The organism is Methylobacterium sp. J-070 (assembly GCF_022829385.1).
Taxonomy (GTDB): Bacteria; Pseudomonadota; Alphaproteobacteria; order Rhizobiales; family Beijerinckiaceae; genus Methylobacterium.
Genome location: NZ_JAKSXX010000095.1, coordinates 1 through 19,996, shown reverse-complemented (window position 1 = coordinate 19,996; position 19,996 = coordinate 1). Strand labels below are relative to the sequence as shown.

Annotated in this window: 9 protein-coding genes and 2 pseudogenes; 8 read left to right on the top strand and 3 right to left on the bottom strand. The window is 68.5% G+C overall.

Annotated elements, in window-relative coordinates; genetic code table 11:
- The 3 genes from MKL01_RS06890 to MKL01_RS06875 form a co-directional block, all read left to right on the top strand.
- A partial coding sequence (locus MKL01_RS06890) for a hemagglutinin repeat-containing protein (RefSeq protein ID WP_243904471.1) occupies positions 1-4,735 on the top strand: 4,735 nt, incomplete at its 5' end.
- A 385-nt stretch (positions 4,736-5,120) separates the two neighbouring features.
- Positions 5,121-5,603, top strand: a complete 483-nt coding sequence (locus tag MKL01_RS06880) for a (2Fe-2S)-binding protein (protein ID WP_243904470.1) — start codon at positions 5,121-5,123, stop codon at positions 5,601-5,603.
- Between the two features lie 95 nt (positions 5,604-5,698).
- Positions 5,699-7,864 (top strand): xanthine dehydrogenase family protein molybdopterin-binding subunit, encoded by a 2,166-nt coding sequence (locus MKL01_RS06875; RefSeq protein ID WP_243904469.1) that lies wholly within the window; start codon positions 5,699-5,701, stop codon positions 7,862-7,864.
- 5 nt (positions 7,865-7,869) lie between these two features.
- Here the strand turns inward: MKL01_RS06875 and MKL01_RS36120 are convergent.
- Positions 7,870-8,031: pseudogene (locus MKL01_RS36120) on the bottom strand (helix-turn-helix domain-containing protein); the annotation flags it as partial.
- 253 nt (positions 8,032-8,284) lie between these two features.
- Here MKL01_RS36120 and MKL01_RS06870 point away from each other — a divergent pair.
- From MKL01_RS06870 to MKL01_RS06855, 4 genes are all read left to right on the top strand, one after another.
- Positions 8,285-9,304: a zinc-binding alcohol dehydrogenase family protein gene (locus MKL01_RS06870; protein WP_243904468.1), complete on the top strand. Its 1,020-nt coding sequence runs from the start codon at positions 8,285-8,287 to the stop codon at positions 9,302-9,304.
- 309 nt (positions 9,305-9,613) lie between these two features.
- Positions 9,614-11,185: an ABC transporter substrate-binding protein gene (locus MKL01_RS06865; RefSeq protein ID WP_243904467.1), complete on the top strand. Its 1,572-nt coding sequence runs from the start codon at positions 9,614-9,616 to the stop codon at positions 11,183-11,185.
- A gap of 255 nt (positions 11,186-11,440) precedes the next feature.
- On the top strand, positions 11,441-12,460 hold the full coding sequence (locus MKL01_RS06860) for an SMP-30/gluconolactonase/LRE family protein (protein WP_243904466.1): 1,020 nt from the start codon (positions 11,441-11,443) through the stop codon (positions 12,458-12,460).
- A gap of 709 nt (positions 12,461-13,169) precedes the next feature.
- Complete coding sequence (locus MKL01_RS06855; protein WP_243904465.1) at positions 13,170-15,869, top strand: excinuclease ABC subunit UvrA; 2,700 nt, start codon at positions 13,170-13,172, stop codon at positions 15,867-15,869.
- Positions 15,870-16,320: 451 nt separating this feature from the next.
- Here MKL01_RS06855 and MKL01_RS06850 read toward each other — a convergent pair whose 3' ends face one another.
- Positions 16,321-16,665 carry a hypothetical protein gene (locus MKL01_RS06850; protein WP_409566209.1) on the bottom strand — a complete coding sequence of 115 codons (345 nt, stop codon included), beginning with the start codon at positions 16,663-16,665 and terminating at the stop codon, positions 16,321-16,323.
- Positions 16,666-17,173: 508 nt separating this feature from the next.
- On the opposite strand from MKL01_RS06850, the gene MKL01_RS06845 reads away from it, so the two are divergent.
- On the top strand, positions 17,174-19,369 hold the full coding sequence (locus tag MKL01_RS06845; RefSeq protein WP_243904472.1) for a PAS domain-containing protein: 2,196 nt from the start codon (positions 17,174-17,176) through the stop codon (positions 19,367-19,369).
- Between the two features lie 250 nt (positions 19,370-19,619).
- On the opposite strand, the pseudogene MKL01_RS06840 reads toward MKL01_RS06845, so the two are convergent.
- A pseudogene (locus tag MKL01_RS06840) lies at positions 19,620-19,996 on the bottom strand (integrase core domain-containing protein); the annotation flags it as partial.

The following is a 19,996-nucleotide window of genomic DNA, read 5'->3' as shown; positions in this document are numbered from 1 at the left end:
CGTGTCCTCCAGCGGCGACATCATCGCCAAGAACCGGCTGACCCTCGCGGCCGGCGGCTACGAGACGCCTGCCGCCACCGCCCGGTTGGGCGGAACCGACGTGGTCGTGCGCCTCGGTTCCGGCCATCTGTTCAACCTCGGCCTGCTCGTCGCCGCCAACAGCCTCGACGCCGAGGGCGGCGACTTCGGCAACGGGCCTGACGGGCGCGTCTCCGGCGCCACGGTCCGCCTTGCTCTCACCGGCGCGGCCGCCAACGAGGGCCGCATCGAGTCCACCGGCGACCTCGCCTTCTCCGCCGGAAGTCTCGCCAACTCGGGTTCGATCCTCAGCAACCGCTTGGAAAGCTTCCGGACCTCGGGCTCCTTCGAGAACAGCGGACGCATTCTAGGTCCCTCACCGACGTTGCAGGTCGGGGGCGATTTCGCCAACTCGGGTGTGATCGGTGCGATCACCGATCTTTCGATCGTGGTCGGCGGCCAAGTCGACAATGCCGGCAGTCTCATCGCCCAGGGCGGTGACCTCAGCCTCACCGCCGGCGGCGTTGTCTCTTCCAGCGGAAACATCATCGCCAAGAACCACCTCGCCTTCACCGCCGGGGGCTATGAGACGCCTAATTCCGATGCCCGGATGGGTGGCACCGACGTGGTCGTGCGCCTCGGCTCCGGCCATCTGTTCAACCTCGGCCAGCTCGTCGCCGCCAACAGCCTCGACGTCGAAGCGGGCGACTTCGGCAACGGCGCGGATGGACATATCTCCGGGGCCACGGTCCGCCTCGCCCTGACGGGCGCGGCTGCCAATCAAGGCCGTATCGAGTCCACCGGCGACCTCGCATTCACCGCCGGCAACCTTGCCAACAGCGGTGCCATCCTGACCAACGGAACAGGGAGCTTCCAGTTCGGCGGTCTCCTCAGCAACAGCGGTCGCCTGAGCGTCAGCGGCGACGCGGCCGTCAAGGCCGGCAGCTATGAGGGCGGGGCGAGCGGCGTGCTGAGCGCCCGCAACCTCAAGCTCGGCATCGACAATACTTTGGCGAATTCCGGCGAGATCTCGGCTGCGGGTCTGGTCGACGTCAAAGCCGGATCGCTTGAGAACCGCGGGACCGGCCGCATCGCCGGGGACGCCACGAACCTCGCGGTCACCGGTGATGCGCACAATGCCGGCACGCTCAAGGCGAAGAATTTCCTCGGCGCCCGGATCGGCGGGGGACTCACGAACGAGGGTGAGATCAAGGCCCAGGACCTTGCCCTGCAGATCGGGCAGGGGCTCGTCAATCAGGGACGCATGACGGCGAGCGGGACGCTCGCGGCGTCCGCCGGCACCCTCGCGAATGGCGCTGGCGGACGGATCGAGGCCAATCTTGTCAGCCTCGCCGTGTCGGGCGATGCCGGCAACGCCGGCACGATCTCCGCCGGCGACACGCTGATCCTCCAGGCCGCAAGCCTGTCGAACACGGGATCAGCGGATCAGATCGCGACGCTCTCGGCGCGGGTCCTGGTCCTCAACATTGGCGGCGCGCTCGGAAACGGGCCCAACGCCCTGATCAGCGGCAGCGAAGTCGCCTCGGTCCGCGCCGGAACCTCGAACCTCGACCTGTTCGGCATCAACGATGTCGACAAGGGCAAGTTCGTGTTCGGGGGCGATCTCGGCCTGACGATGACCGGTCAGGATCTGACTATCGCCGCCAACCAGAAGCTCGTCGTCAAGGGCAGGCTCGCTCTGGCGATGTCTGGTGACGTCACGGTCTACGGGACGATCGCAGCGTCCGACGACCTGTCGCTGGCTTCCGGCCGGCACGTCACCGTCAGCGGGAGCGGCTGGATCTACACGAAGGGCGACGGCTGGATTCAGGCTGCGGGCAACCTCACCAACACCGCTGCTGCCATCGAGGCCGACGGTTCGCTCGGCATCAAGATCGGCGGCACCCTGACCAATGCCAGGACCGCTCAGAGCGTCACGGATGTGGGACCTCGAGCCCCCAGCGCCCATTTCTGGCGACGACACCACAAGTTCGTCGACCAGCTCGATGAGTATGCCGAAACCTCCGGTGCCGCGGAGATCACGGCCGGTGGCGACCTGTCCATCGAGGCCGGCGCGATCGTCAACGACGCCTCGATCCTGGAAGCCGGCCGCTACCTCGTGCTCAAGGCGGGTACGATCGACAACCTGAGCCGCAAGACCGGCGTGTACTTCAAGACCTTCGAGGCGAAGGTCGGCGCCAATCTTCTGCCGCCGATCGTGGAGGGCTGGGAGGAGGACACCACGAAGGAGACCCCCGCGCTGCTCCAAGGGGGGCGCGGCGTCTACACCACGGGCGGTCGCCTGACCAACACCGGCACGATCAAGGGCCCCACGGTCTCGATCCAGGCCAACATCATCGTCAACGGCATCACCAGCGCGATCATCACGACGCCGCCATCGCGCCTGCCGAACAGCACGATCGATCTGGCCGGCTATGCCGACGGCAGCAATCTCGACCCCGGCAACGACAACCGCGACGCCACCGCCACGGGAAGCGGAGGCCTCTCGGGCCAGGGCTTCGGCAGCAATGCCAGCAGCGGCACCATCAAGGGCGGTGGTGTCGACGCGGGCGGCGTCGGCGGCCGGAGCCTAAGGCGCAGCGTCGATGGCTATGGTGTCGCTTACGAGCGCTTCGACCAAGGGGCCGCGTTTGCGCTCGGCCAGGGCAGTGGCGGCGGGCCGCTGGGCGGCTACGGGATCGGCAGCGGCCGAGCTGAGGGCAGGTCCCTGCGGCACACCCACTACGGATTGCGCGAGGACGGCATCGGCGGTCCCGGCGTGGCGAACGGGACGCTGCGCGGTGGCCGCGTGAATTCCACCCTCGCCGGTTTCGACGCGCCCAACGCCACGCAGGTCGGCGGCACCACCTACCGCCACGTCTCCCCGTTCGCAGACGAGGCGGGCGAGAGCGGCCCGGCGCGGATCCTCGGCCAAGTGGGCAGCGCGCTGCCGCCGGGCGTGTCGGTGTTCGCCGATCCGGTGCTGGAGCGGCGGCTGAGCCGGCAGGCGCTGCTCGACCAGACCGGTAGCACCCTCCTCGACCAGCGCTACCGCACCCCCCGCGCCCAGCAGGAGGCGCTGCACCAGGGCACCGTCGAGTTCCTGCAGGCCAACCCCGACATCCACCTCGGCGACAGCCTGACCGACGCGCAGAAGGCCGGCCTGACCCGGCCGATGCTCTGGTACGAGCAGCGCACCATCGACGGCCAGCAGACCCTGACCCCCCAGCTGATCCTGCCCCCGGGCCGGCTCGCCGAGTGGACCCACCAGGCCGGCGGCGTCATCCAGGGCGACGACGTCTTCCTCGCGGGCGACCAAGTCACCAACACCGGATCGCTGCTCGCCTCCGGCACGATGGTCATCGACGCCGGCAGCTTCCTCAACGAGCGCCGGGTCGCCGCAATCACCACCGGCGCGCTCGGCCAGACCGCCCTGCAATCCGGCGGCACCGTCGGCGCCGGCGACCTCGCGATCTTCACCCGCGCCGACCTGGTCAACCGCGGCGGCGCGCTGACGGCCCGCGACGACCTGACCTTGAGCGCGGGCGGCACCATCCTGATCGCCGCTCAAGCCGTCACCAGCCACAGCCTGGTCGGCGACCGCAACCATCTGGTCGCCACCGACACCACCACCAACCACGGCGCCCTGGTGGCGGCCGGCGGCGACCTCACGATGCTCGCCGGCGGCGCGCTCTCGGTGCTCGGCTCCACCGTCACGGCCGGCGGCGACGCGTTCCTGGCCGCGCGCGGGCCGGTGACCATCGCGTCGGTGCTCGACACCGTCTCGACCACGGCGTTCGCGCGCCGCGATGGGCTGTTCTCGTCCGCGCGCACCCTGGTCAGCCAGACCAGCCAGACCAACGTCGCGTCCGTGGTCGCGGCCGGCGGCGACCTCGCCATCGTCTCGGGCAGCGACATCACCGTGACGGCCAGCAACCTCGTGGCCGGCGGCGACCTCGGCGTGTTCGCCGCCGGCTCCGTCTCGGTGCTGGCCGGGCAGGACGCGCAGCAGACCATCGTCGCCCGGCGCAGCTCCGGCTTCGGCCTGTTCGGCACCAGCGACGGGGTCGACCTCTACCAGACCAAGCGCACCACCGGCTCGGTGACGCAGATCACCAACGCCCCCTCCACCCTGGTGGCCGGCGGCAACGCCACGGTGATCGCCGGGCAGGACATCAATGTGGCCGGCTCAGCGATCGTGGCCGGCCAGCAGGCGACGCTGGCGGCCGGGCGCGACCTCACCATCGCGCCGGGCTTCGACCGGACGGTGCTGACCTACGCCCACAGCGTCTCGGGCGTCGGGGTCGGCGGCTCCGCCAACGACGACGGCGTCTCGGCCTATGCCGGCTACCACAGCAGGAGTTCGCTCCAGGCGCGCGACACCACCACGGCGGTGGCCTCGCCGGTGGCCGGCGGCAGCGGCGTCTCGATTCATCCCCGACTCCTCTGGTCCGGAATGATCCTCCCAATCAGCCCGGACCAATGCCAGCCGGTCAGGTCAACCGTCGGCGGCGCGGCGCATCGGCGAGTTGGTGGCTGCAGGCGCATCGCCGGTCGAGCCAGGCTGACGGGTGACGACACCGGGGGCGACAGGCGGACCGATGACGGTGGTGCTGTTGGGCGTCTCAATGACAGCCTGAGCGAAGGCAGGGATTGCCGGAGCTGCAATCAGAGCCGTAGCGAGAATGATCTTGATCATGCTGTCTTCTGTCTGTGACCCGCAGCCTGGGCATAGTAGCGCGCTTCGGCCCCGCCGGATGTGATTTGGCTGATGCGTTCGAGAAGCCCCCGGGTGCTGAACCAATCGACCCATTAAAGCGTGACGCACCGCACGCATCGTCGATCATGAAGTCAAACTGATGAGCGTCAGGGCTGCGACGCGCGCTCTCCGCTAATCCAGCGCGCTCTCGCTGACTCGACCGAGGAAGTGAACCGGGCTGACGTCTGGCAAGCCCACGGAGCATCCACATCATGTCCCGAGGACGACTTGGCGGGAAGGGGCAGAATTGCGGCTTGGCGTTGATTGTAGTGACGCTTGAACAGTTCGAGATGCTTCGCCGCATGTCTCTGGCGGGTCATCGCCCCACTGTTGGAGACCCAAGGTGATTGCGTTCTCGGTCAACACGGTCGAAGTCCAAGTCGACGCGCCCGGCGATACACCGCTTCTCTGGATCCTGCGGGACCAGCTGAGCCTGACGGGCACCAAGTTCGGATGCGGCGTGGCCCAGTGCGGGGCCTGCACCGTCCACGTCGACGGCCAGGCGCAGCGTTCCTGCGTCACCCCGCTGGCGAGCGTCGCCGGCTCGGCCGTCACGACGGTCGAGGGCCTGGCCGCGACGGCGGGCGACGGTCGCAAGCTTCACCCCCTCCAGGCCGCCTGGATCGAGGTCCAGGCCCCGCAATGCGGCTATTGCCAGTCGGGCCAGCTCATGCAGGCCGCGGCCCTCCTCAGCGAGAACCCCGATCCGTCCGACGACGACATCAGGAACGGCATGGCCGCGAACCTGTGCCGCTGCATGGCGTACGTGCGGATCCGGAAGGCGATCAAGCTGGCCGCTCGGGCCCAGAACGGGGGGCGGAAATGAGCGGGGTCGACGGCACCCGGCGGTGGTTCCTCGCGTCCTTGGGAAGCGCGGCCGTCGCGACCGGTTTCCTCCCCGCGCGCGCGAAAGCCGGTCCCTTGTTCGGCGGCGTCTCGTCCGGGGGCTACAGCCCGACGCTCTGGTACGAGATCGGCGGGGACGGGCGCATCCTGGTTCACGTCACCCGGGCGGAGATGGGCCAGCACATCGGAACCGCACTCGCGCGCGTCATCGCCGAGGAGCTTGAGGCGAACTGGGACCACGTCGAGGTCGTGCACGTCGACACGGACCCGCGCTGGGGCATGATGATCACGGGCGGCTCGTGGTCCGTGCACAAGAGCTTCGACCAGCTGAGCCGCGCGGGGGCGGCCGGCCGCATCGCCCTGCTGGACGCCGGTGCAAGGATGCTCGGGGCCCCCGCGAAGGAGTGCGTCGCCCGCGACAGCGAGATCCGGCACGGTTCGCGCTCGGTCGGCTACGCGGACATCGTCGCGTCCGGGAAGGTCACTCGCCAGTTCACGGAGGCGGATCTCGCTTCCATCGCCCTCAAGCCCGCCTCGGAGCGGCGCCTTCTCAACCACGACACCGTGGCGCGCGACGTCCCGTCGAAGGTCAACGGCACCGCCGTCTACGGCATCGACCGGAAGATCGACGGCATGGTGTTCGCCAGGCCCATCCTGCCGCCGACGCGCTACGGCAACAGCATCCTCAGCTGGGACGACACCGCCGCGCGCAAGGTCCCCGGCTACCTGCGGACCGTCGTCCTCGAGGATCCAACACGGACGTGTCAGGGCTGGCTCGTCGCCGTGGCGGAGAGCTGGCCCGTCGCGGCCAAGGCGGCCGATCTCGTCGAGGTTCGGTACAAATCCGCGGGCGGCGCGGCGAGTGACGAACAGATGCTCGCGGAGGGCGCGCGCCTCGTCGAGAGCCCGAGCACGGGCGGTGTCTTCTACCAGGACGGCGATCCCCTGACCCGGATCGCCGAAGCCCATGAGGTCTACGAGGGCACCTACCGCACGCATACCGTCCTGCACATGCACCTCGAACCGCTGAACGCCCTGGCTTGGCAGGACGGGAAGACGTGGCGCGTGCATGCCGGCAACCAGTGGCAGTCGATCACGCTGCCGCTCGTGGCCAAGGCGCTCGGGATCGATCAGGCCGACCTCGTCTTCGAGACCTCCTATCTCGGCGGTGGCTTCGGCCGGCGGCTGTACTGCGAGCATATCGTCCCGGCGGCGCTCGCCGCGAAGGCGATGGGCCGGCCGCTCAAGCTGATCTTCGCGCGGTCCGACGACACCAAGTTCGATCAACCGCGCTCGCCCACCGTGCAGAAGATTCGCTCGGTGACCGACGGCACGGGTGCGCTCCTCGCCTACGACCACAGGTGCGCGGCGGGCTGGCCGACCGCCTCGATTTCTCCGGAGTTCCTGACGCCGAGCCAGGACGGCAACGGATCGGTCGATCAGTTCGCGATCAGCGGTGCGGATCACTGGTACGACTCGGCGAGTCAGCGGATCTGCGCGATTCGCAACGATCTCGTCCACACGACGCTGCTGCCCGGCTACCTGCGCTCCGTGGCGCCCGGCTACACCACGTGGGCGGTCGAGACGCATATCGACGAGCTTGCCCACAAGCTCGGTCGCGATCCCGCCGAGTACCGGCTCGCGCTCCTTGGCGCGAAGGGCCGCAACGGCGGCGCGGCTCCCCACGCCGTCGGTGGGGCCAAGCGCCTCCGGACCGTCATGGAGCGCGTCCTGGAGAAGGCTGGGTGGTCCGGCCGGGGAAAGCTGCCCCCCGGAAAGGGCATGGGTCTGGCGCTCGGCACCGGGCAGGAACGCGAGATGCCGACCTGGATCGCCACGGTGGCGCAGGTCGCCGTCGACACACAAAGCGGAACCGTCATGGTCGAGAGGCTGACGTCCGTCGTCGATGCCGGCACGCTGGCGCATCCGGACGGTGCGCTAGCCCAGGTCGAAGGGAGCATGCTCTGGGGCCTATCGCTCGCCCTGTTCGAGGGAACGGAATACGAGAAGGGCCTGCCCCGCGACCTCAACCTGGACACCTACACGCCGGTGCGCATGACCGACGTGCCCGAGATGGACATCGAGTTTCTGCGCAACGACCACATGCCGGTTGGCCTGGGCGAGCCCGGCGTCGTCTCCATCGCCCCGGCTATCGGGAACGCGATCTTCGCCGCCGTCGGGGCCCGCGTCCGCGACCTTCCCATCCGCCCGGCGGCGGTCCGCGCCGCGATGGGAGCCTGACCGTGCGCGGAACGACCCTCCTGCCGGAACCGCGCTGCCCGGCCGCTCACGCTCGACACTCTCACTCCGACGCGTGCCGCCGCTGCGTGACAGGATGCTCCCTCTGCTACCGCCGCAACAACGCGCCACCTCCGCCGCCATCGCCGCGCCTGCCGCCCATCCGGCAAGCCATCATCGACCGGCTGTTCGTCAGCGTCAGTCCGCCCGTGCGTGCCCGCACTGCCCAACACGCTTCCGGTTTCCGTCTGACCTCAAAGTGCTCGGGTCGTGAAGGCTCTCGGGGGCGCCGGTCGTTCCTGCGCACGCAGCCCGCGGGCGTTGCAATGCGGTTCGACTGTATATCGTCCCGAAAATTGTTCAGAGTAGCCGGTAGATCCTTCTACGCCCTGGCCACTATAGAATTTAACATCCGAGAACACCATGCGTGCTGTTACTTACACTGATGGCTCATCGATCGACGCGCCGGGTGCGCTCGTGGACACCACCTTCCCCGATCCCGTCCCCGCGGGTCGCGACCTGCTGGTGCGGGTGCATGCCGTCTCGGTGAACCCGATCGACACCAAGGTTCGACAGGGCGCTTACAAGCAGGGATGCGAGCCCAAAATCCTCGGCTGGGATGCCGCCGGGACCGTGATCTCCGTCGGCCCCGAAGCGCATCTGTTCAAGCCGGGCGATGCGGTGTTCTATGCCGGCGCCCTCGACAGGCCGGGCAGCAACGCGACGCTGCAATGTGTCGACGAACGCCTTGTCGGCCTCAAGCCCGCCAGCCTGGATTTCGCCGCCGCTGCGGCGCTGCCGCTGACAGCCGTGACCGCTTGGGAGATGCTGTTCGACCGGCTCGACGTGGCGAGGCCCGTGCCCGGCGCGGCGCCCGCGATCCTGATCGTCGGCGGCGCAGGTGGCGTGGGCTCGATCGCGATCCAGCTCGCCCGGCAGCTTACCGATCTCACCGTGATCGCCACCGCCTCGCGCACTGAGACCGCGCAATGGTGCCGGGATCTCGGGGCTCACCACGTCGTCGATCATCGAAAGCCTCTGGCCGACGAGGTAGCCGCGTTGGGTCTCGGCGCGCCGAGCTTCGTGTTCGCGACGACGGGCACGGCTGCTCATCTCTCGGAGATCATCGAACTCGTCGCACCGCAGGGACGCCTCGGCCCGATCGACGATCCCGCGACGCTGGACGTGATGCCGCTCAAGCCCAAGAGCCTGTCGCTGCATTGGGAGCTGATGTTCACCCGCTCGCTGTTCCGGACCGCCGATATGGAACGCCAGCACGCTATCCTCACCGAGGTGTCCCAGTTGATCGACGCGGGGCGGCTCCGCACAACACTCGCCGAGTCGTTCGGCCTGATCGCTGCCGCGAACCTCGCTCGCGCTCACGCGCTGATCGAGAGCGGGCGGGCGAAGGGCAAGCTGGTGCTCGAAGGGTTCGGCGCTTGAGCTCCAGGCAGGCGATTTGATGCGCGTTCCGAATCGCTTGAGACAGATTGGCTGGTGTCGCATTGACCGGTGAAGGCGTGTGCCCGTGCCTTTACGGTAAACTGTGGACTGCAGGCGTCGAAAAGAATGTGCAGATGAGCGGCAGACCGTCCGCTCTTGATCAGCATCAGAGATATCCGAAACGACATTGATGGTCCTGAAGCCGAACGGATGGTCTCACACCATCGTCGATCCGGTGCCCTGGGCCCTTGGCGTGTCCCGCGTTGGTCCGCCGGTTGCTATGCTGGGGCGTCTCGCCGGGGAGCCACGATGAAGCGACGCACATTCCTCGCCGCAGGTGCCTCGACACTGGCAGCGCCCCTCGTCGGCCGGGCGCAGGATGCCCGGGTGCTGCGCATGGTGCCCCAGGCGAATGTGACGTCCATTGACCCGATCTGGACCACCGCGATCGTGACGCGCAATCACGCCTACATCGTCTACGATACCCTGTTCGGCCTCGACGCCGACCTGCAGCCCCAGCCCCAGATGGCGGCCGGCTACCGGGTCGAGCAGGACGGGCGAAAGGTGACCATCGCCTTGCGCGGAGGGCTGCGCTTCCATGACGGCACCCCCGTCCTCGCGCGGGATTGCGTCGCCAGCATCAGGCGCTGGGCCGCGCGAAACGGATTCGGCCAGACGCTGATGGCCGCGACGGACGAGATCGGACACGATGGCGACGCGAACATCGTCTTCCGGCTGAAGGCGCCGTTCCCGCTGCTGCCGAACGCACTGGCGAGCGTCAGCCAACCCGCCTTCATCATGCCGGAGCGGATCGCGCAGACCGATCCGTTCAAGCAGATCACCGACGCCACCGGTTCCGGGCCGTTCCGCTGGAAGGCGGACGAGTTCAACTCGGGCAGCTTGATGGTCTACGAGCGGCACGCGGGGTACGCGCCCGCTCCCGGTGCCCCGAGCCTGACAGCCGGCGGCAAAGTCGCCCATTTCGACAGGGTCGAGTGGCAGATCATCGCCGACGGCGCCACTGCGGCGGCCGCGCTGCAGAACGGCGAGATCGACTGGTACGAGCAGCCGCCGCCGGAACTCCAGCAGCTCCTCGCCCGCAATCGTAACGTCATCGTGGAAGGGCTCGACCGCTTCACCAATCCGGCAATCCTGCGCATGAACCACCTGCAGCCGCCGTTCGACGATGTCGAGGTGCGCCGGGCGGTGCTGCCGGCCATCGTCCAGAGCGACTTCATGGCGGCAGTGGCCGGAGATGATCCCGCCAACTATGACGACCGGTGCGGGATCTTCACGCCGGGAACGCCGATGGCGACGGATGCCGGCATGGAGGTGCTCACGGGGCCGCGCAGTCTCGAGACGGCGCGGGCGGCGCTGAAAGCCGCGGGCTACAGCGGCGCGAAGGTCCGGCTGATCGGTCCGACCGACATCCTGGCGCCCTCGGCGATCACCCAGGTCGCGGCCGATCTGCTGCCCCGTATCGGCTTCAACGTGGATCTGGCCCTGAGCGACTGGGGTACGGTCATCCAACGCCGCGTCTCACGCGAGCCCGTCGACAAGGGCGGCTGGTCCGTGCTGCTGACCACGTTCTCGTCGTTCGACAATGCTGATCCGGCCGCGCTTCAACCGCTCAGGGCCAACGGCGCGGGTGCCTGGTTCGGCTGGCCGTCGGTTCCGAAGCTGGAAGAACTTCGCGCCGCGTGGTTCGCCGCTCCGGATGCGCAGGCGCGCAAGGCGCTCTGCGCGGAGATGCAGCGGGTCGCGCTCGACCAAGTGGTCTACGTCCCGGTTGGCTCCTATCGATCCATGACGTCTTTCAGGCGCAATCTCGCGGGCCGGGTCCTCGGATTTCCGATCCTCTGGAACATCAGAAAGACCTGAGCGCAACGTCCGGTCACCGGCGAGGGCCGCCGGAGGTGGCCGGTGGGATCTGGCGGGCCGCAAGCCGACCGGTTCTCGCCGGGTCCGCCTATCGTGTCGTCGGCCACGGCGTCTTCCTCGCGCGCTCACGCTTCCCTGTTCCACGTTCCGATCCCAGCACCATCTCCTCATCGATCGGAAAACCACGAGACAGAGTGCCCGGCTTCCCTACAATCCTCCCGTCCAGCGCGAAGACCGGACGGGAGGAAACGAGTGATGAACCGACGTGACGTCCTCGCGGGCGCCGCCGCCCTGACGGCGACCTCAGTCGCGGCGCGGGCCGACCGGCTGCCCCTCGGCGACCTGCCGGGTACCCGCTATCCCGATCCGCGGGTCGAGGCGCTCGACAAGCGCTTCCGCTACAAGGTCGGCAACGCCGCCATCGAGCGCATCGCCACTGGCTTTCGCTGGGCGGAAGGCCCGGTCTATTTCCGGGACGGCGGTTACCTGTTGTGGAGCGACATCCCGAACAACCGGATCATGCGTTGGCTCGAGAACGGCCACGTCAGCGTCTACCGGGCGAACTCGAACTACGCGAACGGCAACACCCGCGACCGCCAGGGCCGGCTGATAACCTGCGAGCAAGATACCCGCCGGATGACCCGCACAGAGCCGGACGGGAAGATCACGGTCTTGATCGACGCGTTCGAAGGCAAGCCGCTCAACGCCCCCAACGACGTGGTGGTGGCCTCAGACAACGCGATCTGGTTCACCGATCCGGGCTACGGCATCGACGGGTTCTACGAGGGTCACAAGGACAGGGCGGAACTGCCGACCCGGGTCTACCGGCTCGATCCCTCGACCGGGCAGGCCAAGGTCGCGGCGGAGGGCATCGACCGGCCGAACGGCCTCGCCTTCTCGCCCGACGAGACGATCCTCTACGTCGTCGATTCCGGCATCACCCATGGCGGGCGGGCCAATATCCGCGCCTTCTCGGTCGAGGGCGACCGGCTCACCGGCGATCGCGTCTTCGCCGAAGGCTTCGCGCCGGGCTTCACCGACGGAGTACGCACCGACGTCGAGGGCAATGTCTGGTGCTCGATGGGCTGGGCCGACCCGAAGGAGGACGGAGTGCGCTGCTACACGCCGTCTGGCGACCTCATCGGTAAGATCCACCTGCCCGAGACCTGCGCCAATCTCTGCTTCGGCGGACCGAAGAAGAACCGGCTGTTCATGGCGGCGAGCACCTCGATCTACGCGGTCTATGTCGAGACGCAGGGGGCGATGGTTCCGTAGGGTGTCGCGGCGGCCTCACCACGACGGCCGCGCGTGAACGCTCACCCTGCGCAGGAGGCGCTCGGTCGCGGGGAGGCATGACGGCAGCGTCGAATTCGGCCAGTTTCCCCTCGGAAGTGGACACGCGGGGCTCCATCCATCAGAGACGCTCACGCCGGCGCTCTTCGGCAGCCGATACTGGCCGAAAGCGGAATGGCGGCTTTCCGCATCGGAGCCAAAGAAGCAGATCTTCAGAGCATTCTGTTCGCGCGCCGGGGCGCGTCCATGCCCCGCTGAGGTCATCGGCTTGATGACTCACGCTTCGCGGGGCGATCATCATCGCCACGGCTCGACAGCCAGCCCTCTCAAGGTGTTTAACGCGGATCTGTCTGATCGAACCCGTCATCGCTTCGCTCGCAAGGACGGCGTGGCGCTCATCGCGCCAACCTCTTGGCGGCGCCTGCGGCGATGTCCTGAGTGCTTGTCCGTCCGGCATGTCACGTAGGACGGATCCGGGTACCACGCCGGACAGCCGACGCTATCTCGACTCGCCTTCAGCCGGAGGCGTTCGACAGGACCCTGGAGATAACGCAGCGTCATCTGGCTTCCGAGAGCAGGTCGGCCCCTCGGAGCGATCCGCCAAAAGGCCGCTCTCGCGCTCGTGAACCTCTCGTCGGCGCAGCGACGTTCGGTGTCCTGCGGGACAGGACACATCGGGGAAAAGAAGTTCATGGACCAGCCGAAGCCGAGAGACCTCGTCGGGATGGCGCGATCGGGCGCGGGACGGCCGGGCTACGTCACGGTGAAAGGCGCCCGGGAGCACAATCTGCGCGACGTCGACGTGGAGTTGCCGCGCGACGCCCTCGTGGTGTTTACGGGGGTCTCCGGCTCCGGAAAATCCTCGCTCGCCTTCGGTACGCTCTATGCGGAAGCCCAGCGGCGCTACTTCGAATCGGTCGCCCCCTACGCGCGGCGGATGATCGACCAAGTCGGCGTGCCCGACGTCGACGCCATCGAGGGCCTTCCCCCGGCCGTCGCCCTGCAGCAGCAGCGCGGCACACCCAGCGCCCGCTCCTCGGTCGGCAGCGTCACCACCCTGTCGAGCCTCGTACGGATGATGTACTCGCGCGCCGGCACCTACCCGCCGGGCCAGCCGATGCTCTACGCGGAGGACTTTTCGCCCAACACCCCCCAGGGCGCCTGCCCGTCCTGCGGCGGGCTCGGGCGGATCTACCGGGCTACGGAAGCCTCCATGGTGCCCGACCCGTCGCTGACGATCCGCGAGCGCGCCGTCGCGGCCTGGCCGCAGGCCTGGGGCGGCCAGAACCTGCGGGATATCCTGGTGAGCCGGGGGGTCGATGTCGACACGCCCTGGAAGGACCTGCCGCGGGCGCTCCGGGACTGGATCCTGTTCACGGACGACCAGCCGCAGGAGCCCGTCTATGCCGGGCTGTCCCCGGATCAGACGCGGCGCGCCCGCCAGCGCCGCCTGGAGCCGAGCTACATGGGCACCTTCACGAGCGCCCGCCGCCATGTGCTCGGGACCTTCACCAAGTCGCAGAGCGCCCTCATGCGCCGACGGGCGGCGCGCTACCTCGTCAGCGAGGACTGCCCCGCCTGCCACGGCAAGCGCCTGAAGCCCGAGGCGCTCTCGGTCACCTTCGCCGGCCTCGATATCGGTGACCTGTCGCGCCTGCCGCTCGCCGACCTTGCCGCGGTGATGCGGCCGGTCGCCGAGAACCGGCTGCCCGACGACGAGACCGCGGCCAGCGCCGAGTCCGGGACGCTCGACCGCGAAGCGGGCCGGCGGGATCGGGCCCGGCGCGCCGCCTCCGGGACGTCGGCCCATGCCGGTGCCCCGGACGTGCGCGCGACCCCGAACCTCTCGATCGAGAAGCGGCTCGCCGCCCAGCGCCTCGCCGCCGATCTCATCGATCGGATCGGGACGCTCACGGAGCTGGGCCTCGGCTACCTGTCGCTGGACCGGGTCACCACGACCCTGTCGTCGGGCGAGTTGCAGCGCCTGCGCCTCGCCACCCAGCTCCGCTCGCAGCTCTTCGGCGTGGCCTACGTGCTCGATGAGCCCACGGCGGGGCTGCACCCGGCCGACGGCGACGCCATGCACGACGCGCTCGCGGGGCTGCTCGCCTCGGGCAATTCGCTGTTCGTCGTCGAGCACGACATCGGCACGATGCGCCGGGCCGACTGGCTGGTCGATGTCGGCCCGGCGGCGGGCGAGCACGGGGGCACCGTCCTCTATAGCGGCCCGCCGGAGGGCCTGCGCGCCGTGGAGGCGTCGCGCACGCGCCTTCACCTGTTCGGGCTCGCCGAGCCGCCGCGGCGCCCGCAGCGCGCGCCCTCGGGATGGCTGCGCCTGGAGGGAATCGTCCGCAACAACCTGCGCGGCGTCTCGGTCGCGTTCCCGCTGGGATGTCTCACCGCCGTCACCGGCATCTCGGGCTCCGGCAAGTCGAGCCTCGTCAGCCAAGCCCTGCTGGACCTCGTCGGCGACCGCCTCGGCCGGCCCGTCGACACGGGCGACGAGCCGGAGGATTCCTTCGACGAGGCGCCGGGCCCGACCGAGGGGCGCATCGTCGGCGGCATGGACGGGGTCCGGCGCCTGGTCCAGGTCGATCAGAAACCGATCGGGCGCACGCCCCGTTCGAACCTCGCGACCTACACGGGCCTGTTCGACGGCGTCCGCAAACTGTTCGCCGCCACTCCCGAGGCACGCCGGCGCCGCTACGACGCCGGCCGCTTCTCCTTCAACGTCGCGAAGGGCCGTTGCCCGGCCTGCGAGGGCGAGGGTTTCGTCAGCGTCGAACTGCTGTTCATGCCGAGCGTCTACGCACCCTGCCCGACCTGCCACGGCTCCCGCTACGCGCCGGAGACGCTGGCGGTCACCTGGAACGGGCTGACCATCGCGGACGTGCTCGGGCTGACCGTCGAACGCGCTTGCGACGCGTTCGCGGACGAGGCCGCCGTGCTGCGGCCGCTCACCGTGCTGCGGGATCTCGGCCTCGGCTACCTGCGCCTGGGCCAGCCGGCGACCGAACTCTCCGGCGGGGAGGCCCAGCGGATCAAGCTCGCGACCGAGTTGCAGCGAGGGCAGCGCGGGGGCACGCTCTACGTCCTCGACGAGCCGACGACCGGGTTGCACCCGACCGACGTGGATCGCCTCATGCTCCAGCTCAACGGCCTGGTCGATGCGGGCAACACGGTCGTCATGGTCGAACACGACATGCGCGTCGTCGCGGGGGCCGATCACGTCATCGACGTGGGGCCCGGCGCCGGAAGCCTGGGTGGCACCGTCGTGGCGGTCGGCCGTCCCGAGACCGTGGCCCGCGCGCAGGCGAGCCGCACGGCACCCTATCTGCGGGAAGAGCTGGATGCCTACGAAGGCAAGGGCTCGCTACCCCAGCATCCCTGATGAACCCTATGCGGACCTTGGAACTGCCACCGGTGAAGGTCCGGATGGGGTCGCCAGCGGCGGTGCAGTACCTGCCGGCTCAAGGCGCGGATCGGACCAGCGAGCTGAGCTGCTGCAACGTCCGGTTCGAAAGGCGGCCGGGGTCGAGGGTTGTGTCCCTGGAGGTGGTGTAGCTCGCTGGTAGCGGAAGAGCCCGCCTGCGCGCCCTTCACAGCGCTGAAGCAGGCGGGACTTCTCGCGGGTGGTCATCGGCGGTTGCCGGGTAGGGTCGGGCTGCGAGCACCAACCCCGAACCCGAGAGACCCCCGATGACCGACGAATGATGGCCCTGCGCGGGCTGATGGAGAAGAGCGCCGACGCCGATCTGCTGCGCGAGATGATCGGCTTTGCGGCCGAACGGCTGATGGAGCTGGAAGGCGCTGGCTGACCGGCGCGCGTCTGCCAGTCCCGGTCACGGTCGCCATTGCGCATGCAGACTGCTCAGACCAGCGGATCCAGAGCCACTTGCCGGATGAGACGGCCCAAACGTTGCCGCCGGGGGTGGACCGGCGGGCTCGGCCGTCGATGGCGGTCGCCTCGACTGACCATCCAGGTCTAGCCCGAGCGGCCGGCCCTCCCAGACGCCGCGCCGTGAAACCGGGTTGCCGACGGTGGTGCGAGGTCCGTACGCGGCCAGGCAGTCGCGCCAGCGGCAGCCGGAGGTGAGCGCGTGCAGGATGCGGGAACCGAAGGACCGTGTCGCGAGATGATCTGCCGGTCGTCCTTCCTCTGCGGCCCGGGCCGATCCCGGAGGCATGAATGGTGCAATGACCGCCAAATGCTCGTCCGCGAGCCAGAACAGGTCCGCCATGGCAGATTCCGTTCTGCAAACGATGGCCCTGAACCGGAAAACCATTGGCCGCGCGCTGCCTTGATTCGGTTTACCCCCAGGTCGCTTTACACCCTGCGACCGCACACTGACTGCTCCGCGAGATCAGGACTGGTTCTCAACCACATCGCCTAAACTATCCATCATCGGCAAGGACTTGCGAAAAACCACAAATTACTCGAATGTTTCGAAAGAAAATCCAGCAGAAAAAACTATATTGCCGGCGATTAATTTGAGCACGAGGTTATTCGGCATCTCATATCTTTTGCGTTATTAAAGTTGTATTAATCTGCCAGGCGGCAGACGCGCGCCGGGCGAGTCCTTCGGACCCTCCGCAGCACTCAAGACCGGTGAGCCGCCGTTCGTGGAGAAGGTTGAGGCGAGGGTGAGCCAGGATAAGGCCCCCAGGCGTGACGACAGACCCGGCTTGCACCGGATGGCCTCATCTGGCCTGCGGAACCACTCGGGGGCGGCCATGACGCCCTCACTCGAGACTTTGTTCGCAGCGGTCATTCGACAGTCGCAGGCGTTCATCGGCATAGCCGACAAAAATCTGAGACCCGTCTTCGTGAACGCGGCCGGACGCAAGATGGTCGGCCTGCAACCCAACGATGATATCTCGGCCATCCCGATCCCGGATTTCCTTCACCCGGGCGACCAAGTGATCATCCGCGACGTCGCGCTGCCGGCGCTGCTGCGGGATGGCCGTTGGGAAGGCGAGCTGCGCTTCCGAAATTTCGGCGGCGGCGCCGGGACGACGGTTCAATGGCGCGCCTTTACGCTCTATGATGACGATGGGGACCTCATCGGTGCTGCGACGATCAGCACGGACATCTCGGCGCACAAACGCGCCGAAGCACAGCTGCGCACGAGCGAGGCCCGGCTCCAAGCCGCCATCGATCTCGTGGGTCTGTCGGCTTATTCCTGGGATCCGCGCACGGGGGCGCTCCTTTGGGACGCGCGCCTGAAGGCGCTGTGGGGCCTCTCGCCTGACGCGTATGTCGACGACGAGGTCTGGCTCTCCGCCATTCACCCCGACGACCGCCCGCGTGTCGAGGCTGCGGTGGCGGCCTGTACCGACCCGACCGGTGACGGCGTGTACCACATCAGATACCGCGTGATCGGCATCCGCGACGGGATCGAGCGCTGGGTCTCGACCCATGGGCGGACCGGCTTCGAGGACGGTCAGCCGGTGTCGTTCGTCGGCGTCGTGGTCGAGATCACCGCGCAGATGCACGCCGAGGCGGCGCTGCGCCAGAGCGAGCATCGGCTCTCGGCGACGTTGGCGCAGCTGCCGATCGGAGTCGGCCTCGTCGACCCGGACGGCAACATCGCGCTGGCCAACCAAGTGCTCGGGAGCTTCGCGCTCGAAAGGATCCCCTCTGTCGAGGCCGAGGCGGGCGGCCGCTGGCGGGCCTACGCGCCGGACGGGCGACGGCTGAGCCCTGCGGAATATCCGGGCGCCCGGGGACTGCGGGGCGAAACCGTCGTCCCGGGCGTCGACTTTATCTTCACCCATCCGGACGGCCGCGAATGCTGGACGCGCGTGAGCGCCGCCCCGTTTCACAACGTCGACCATGAGGTCAGCGGCGCCATCGTGGTGGTACAGGACATCGATCGAGAAAAGCGGGCCGAGGCGGCGCTGCGCGTGAGCGAGGAGCGCTTCCGGCGCTTCGCCGAGCATTCAGCGAACGTGCTCTGGCTCGCCGACCTGGAGAGCGGTCGACTCGATTATCTGAGCCCGGCCTTCGCGCAGGTCTGGGGCATGCCCGCCGAAGACATGCCGGACGTAGCCAGCTGGCTCGCCAGCGTCCATCCAGAGGACCGCGACGGTGCGGCACGGGCGCTCGAACGTGTTGCTGCGGGCGAGACCCTGGTTTTGAAATACCGTATCGTGCGCGCGACGGACCAGGCGGTGCGCCGCATCCGCGACACCTTCTTCCCGATCCCGGCGGCCGACGGGCGCATCCGATCTGCGGGCGGGATCGCCCAGGATGACACGGCCGACATCGGTTTGCGCACCTACGTGATCGCCGCTGGTGACGACGCCCGGCGGAGCCTCGTCGGGGCCCTGCAGGCCGCCGGTTACGAGGTGCAGGCTTTTGCCAGCGCCCAAGCCTTCCTCAAGGTCGCGGGCTCGCTGATGCCGGGCTGCGTCGTGCTCCGCCTGGAGGAGCCCGGCGACCTGCTCGTCGCAAGTGATCTGAAGGCTGCACGCACGCACCTGCCCGTGGTGGCGGTTGGTGCGAGCAGGGGCGACATCGGTTTCGGGGTCCGTGCGATGAAGGCGGGGGCGGTCGACTTCCTCGAAGTGCCCTTGGTGCCGGAGGTGCTGCTGTTCGCCGTGAGGACGGCGCTGGCCGAGATCCACGCCAAGGCTGATCAGGCGCGCGGGCGCGATGAAGCCCGTGACCGGATCGCGGCGCTTTCCGCCCGCGAGCGAGAGGTGCTGGAGGGCCTGCTCGCGGGCGGCACCAACAAGACCATCGGTCGAACGCTGGGGCTGAGCCCGCGCACGGTGGAGATCCACCGCGCCCGGGTCATGGAAGCGCTCGGTGCCCACACCCTGCCTGAGGCGGTTCTCACCGCGACGGCAGCCGGCGTGCGCCCTGCCGGCCGGTCCGATGCGTAGGTGGCAGCGTGGCGCCCTCCTGGGAACCGAACATCGTCGGGCTGCCGGGACGGCCGTCAAACGCTCGCCGTGAGCGTTCCGGAGGTTGTCCATCCGGCCCGAACTGAGGACGCCGGAGTTGCAAGGCTTCGACGGTGCGATGGGCTTGCAACGGTCGGCGTTCCGCCTCTTCCGACGTGTGAGGTGAAGGCCTGGTTTCCTCACGAGGGGTCGTCGATCGATCCGGTGAGCGCATCCGGAAGACAGAGGTGTATGGTCCCGGGATGTGGTGTGACGGATCGAGCCTGAAGCGTTCGGGCTCTTTGGTCCAGACCTGAAGGACATGCTCGTAGGGCGTGAGGCCGCGCAGGGTCTTGAGCCGACGGGCATGGTTGTAGGCGTCGACGAACAGTTGCAGGTGCGCTCGGAGCTGTTCGTGGGTCTCGTAGTGGTAGCGCTTGACCGTGGCGTCCTTGAGGGTGCGGTTCATCCGCTCGACCTGACCGTTGGTCCATGGGTGGTCAGGCGATGCTCGATGCCGTGCTCGTGGCAGACGCGCGCGAACATGTGCCGGCTGTAGAGGGCTGTCGGGCCTGAGCGGTTGCGCGGGGCATGGCAGAACCGCACCCCCTTGTCGGTCAGCACGGT

What these genes read in the sequence shown, in the direction of transcription:
- MKL01_RS06860 (WP_243904466.1), top strand. Translation starts at nt 11,441, where the DNA reads ATGAACCGACGTGACGTCCTCGCGGGCGCCGCCGCCCTGACGGCGACC.
- MKL01_RS06855 (WP_243904465.1), top strand. Translation starts at nt 13,170, where the DNA reads ATGGACCAGCCGAAGCCGAGAGACCTCGTCGGGATGGCGCGATCGGGC.
- MKL01_RS06870 (WP_243904468.1), top strand. Translation starts at nt 8,285, where the DNA reads ATGCGTGCTGTTACTTACACTGATGGCTCATCGATCGACGCGCCGGGT.
- MKL01_RS06865 (WP_243904467.1), top strand. Translation starts at nt 9,614, where the DNA reads ATGAAGCGACGCACATTCCTCGCCGCAGGTGCCTCGACACTGGCAGCG.
- MKL01_RS06845 (WP_243904472.1), top strand. Translation starts at nt 17,174, where the DNA reads ATGGCCTCATCTGGCCTGCGGAACCACTCGGGGGCGGCCATGACGCCC.
- MKL01_RS06850 (WP_409566209.1), bottom strand. Translation starts at nt 16,665, where the DNA reads ATGCCTCCGGGATCGGCCCGGGCCGCAGAGGAAGGACGACCGGCAGAT.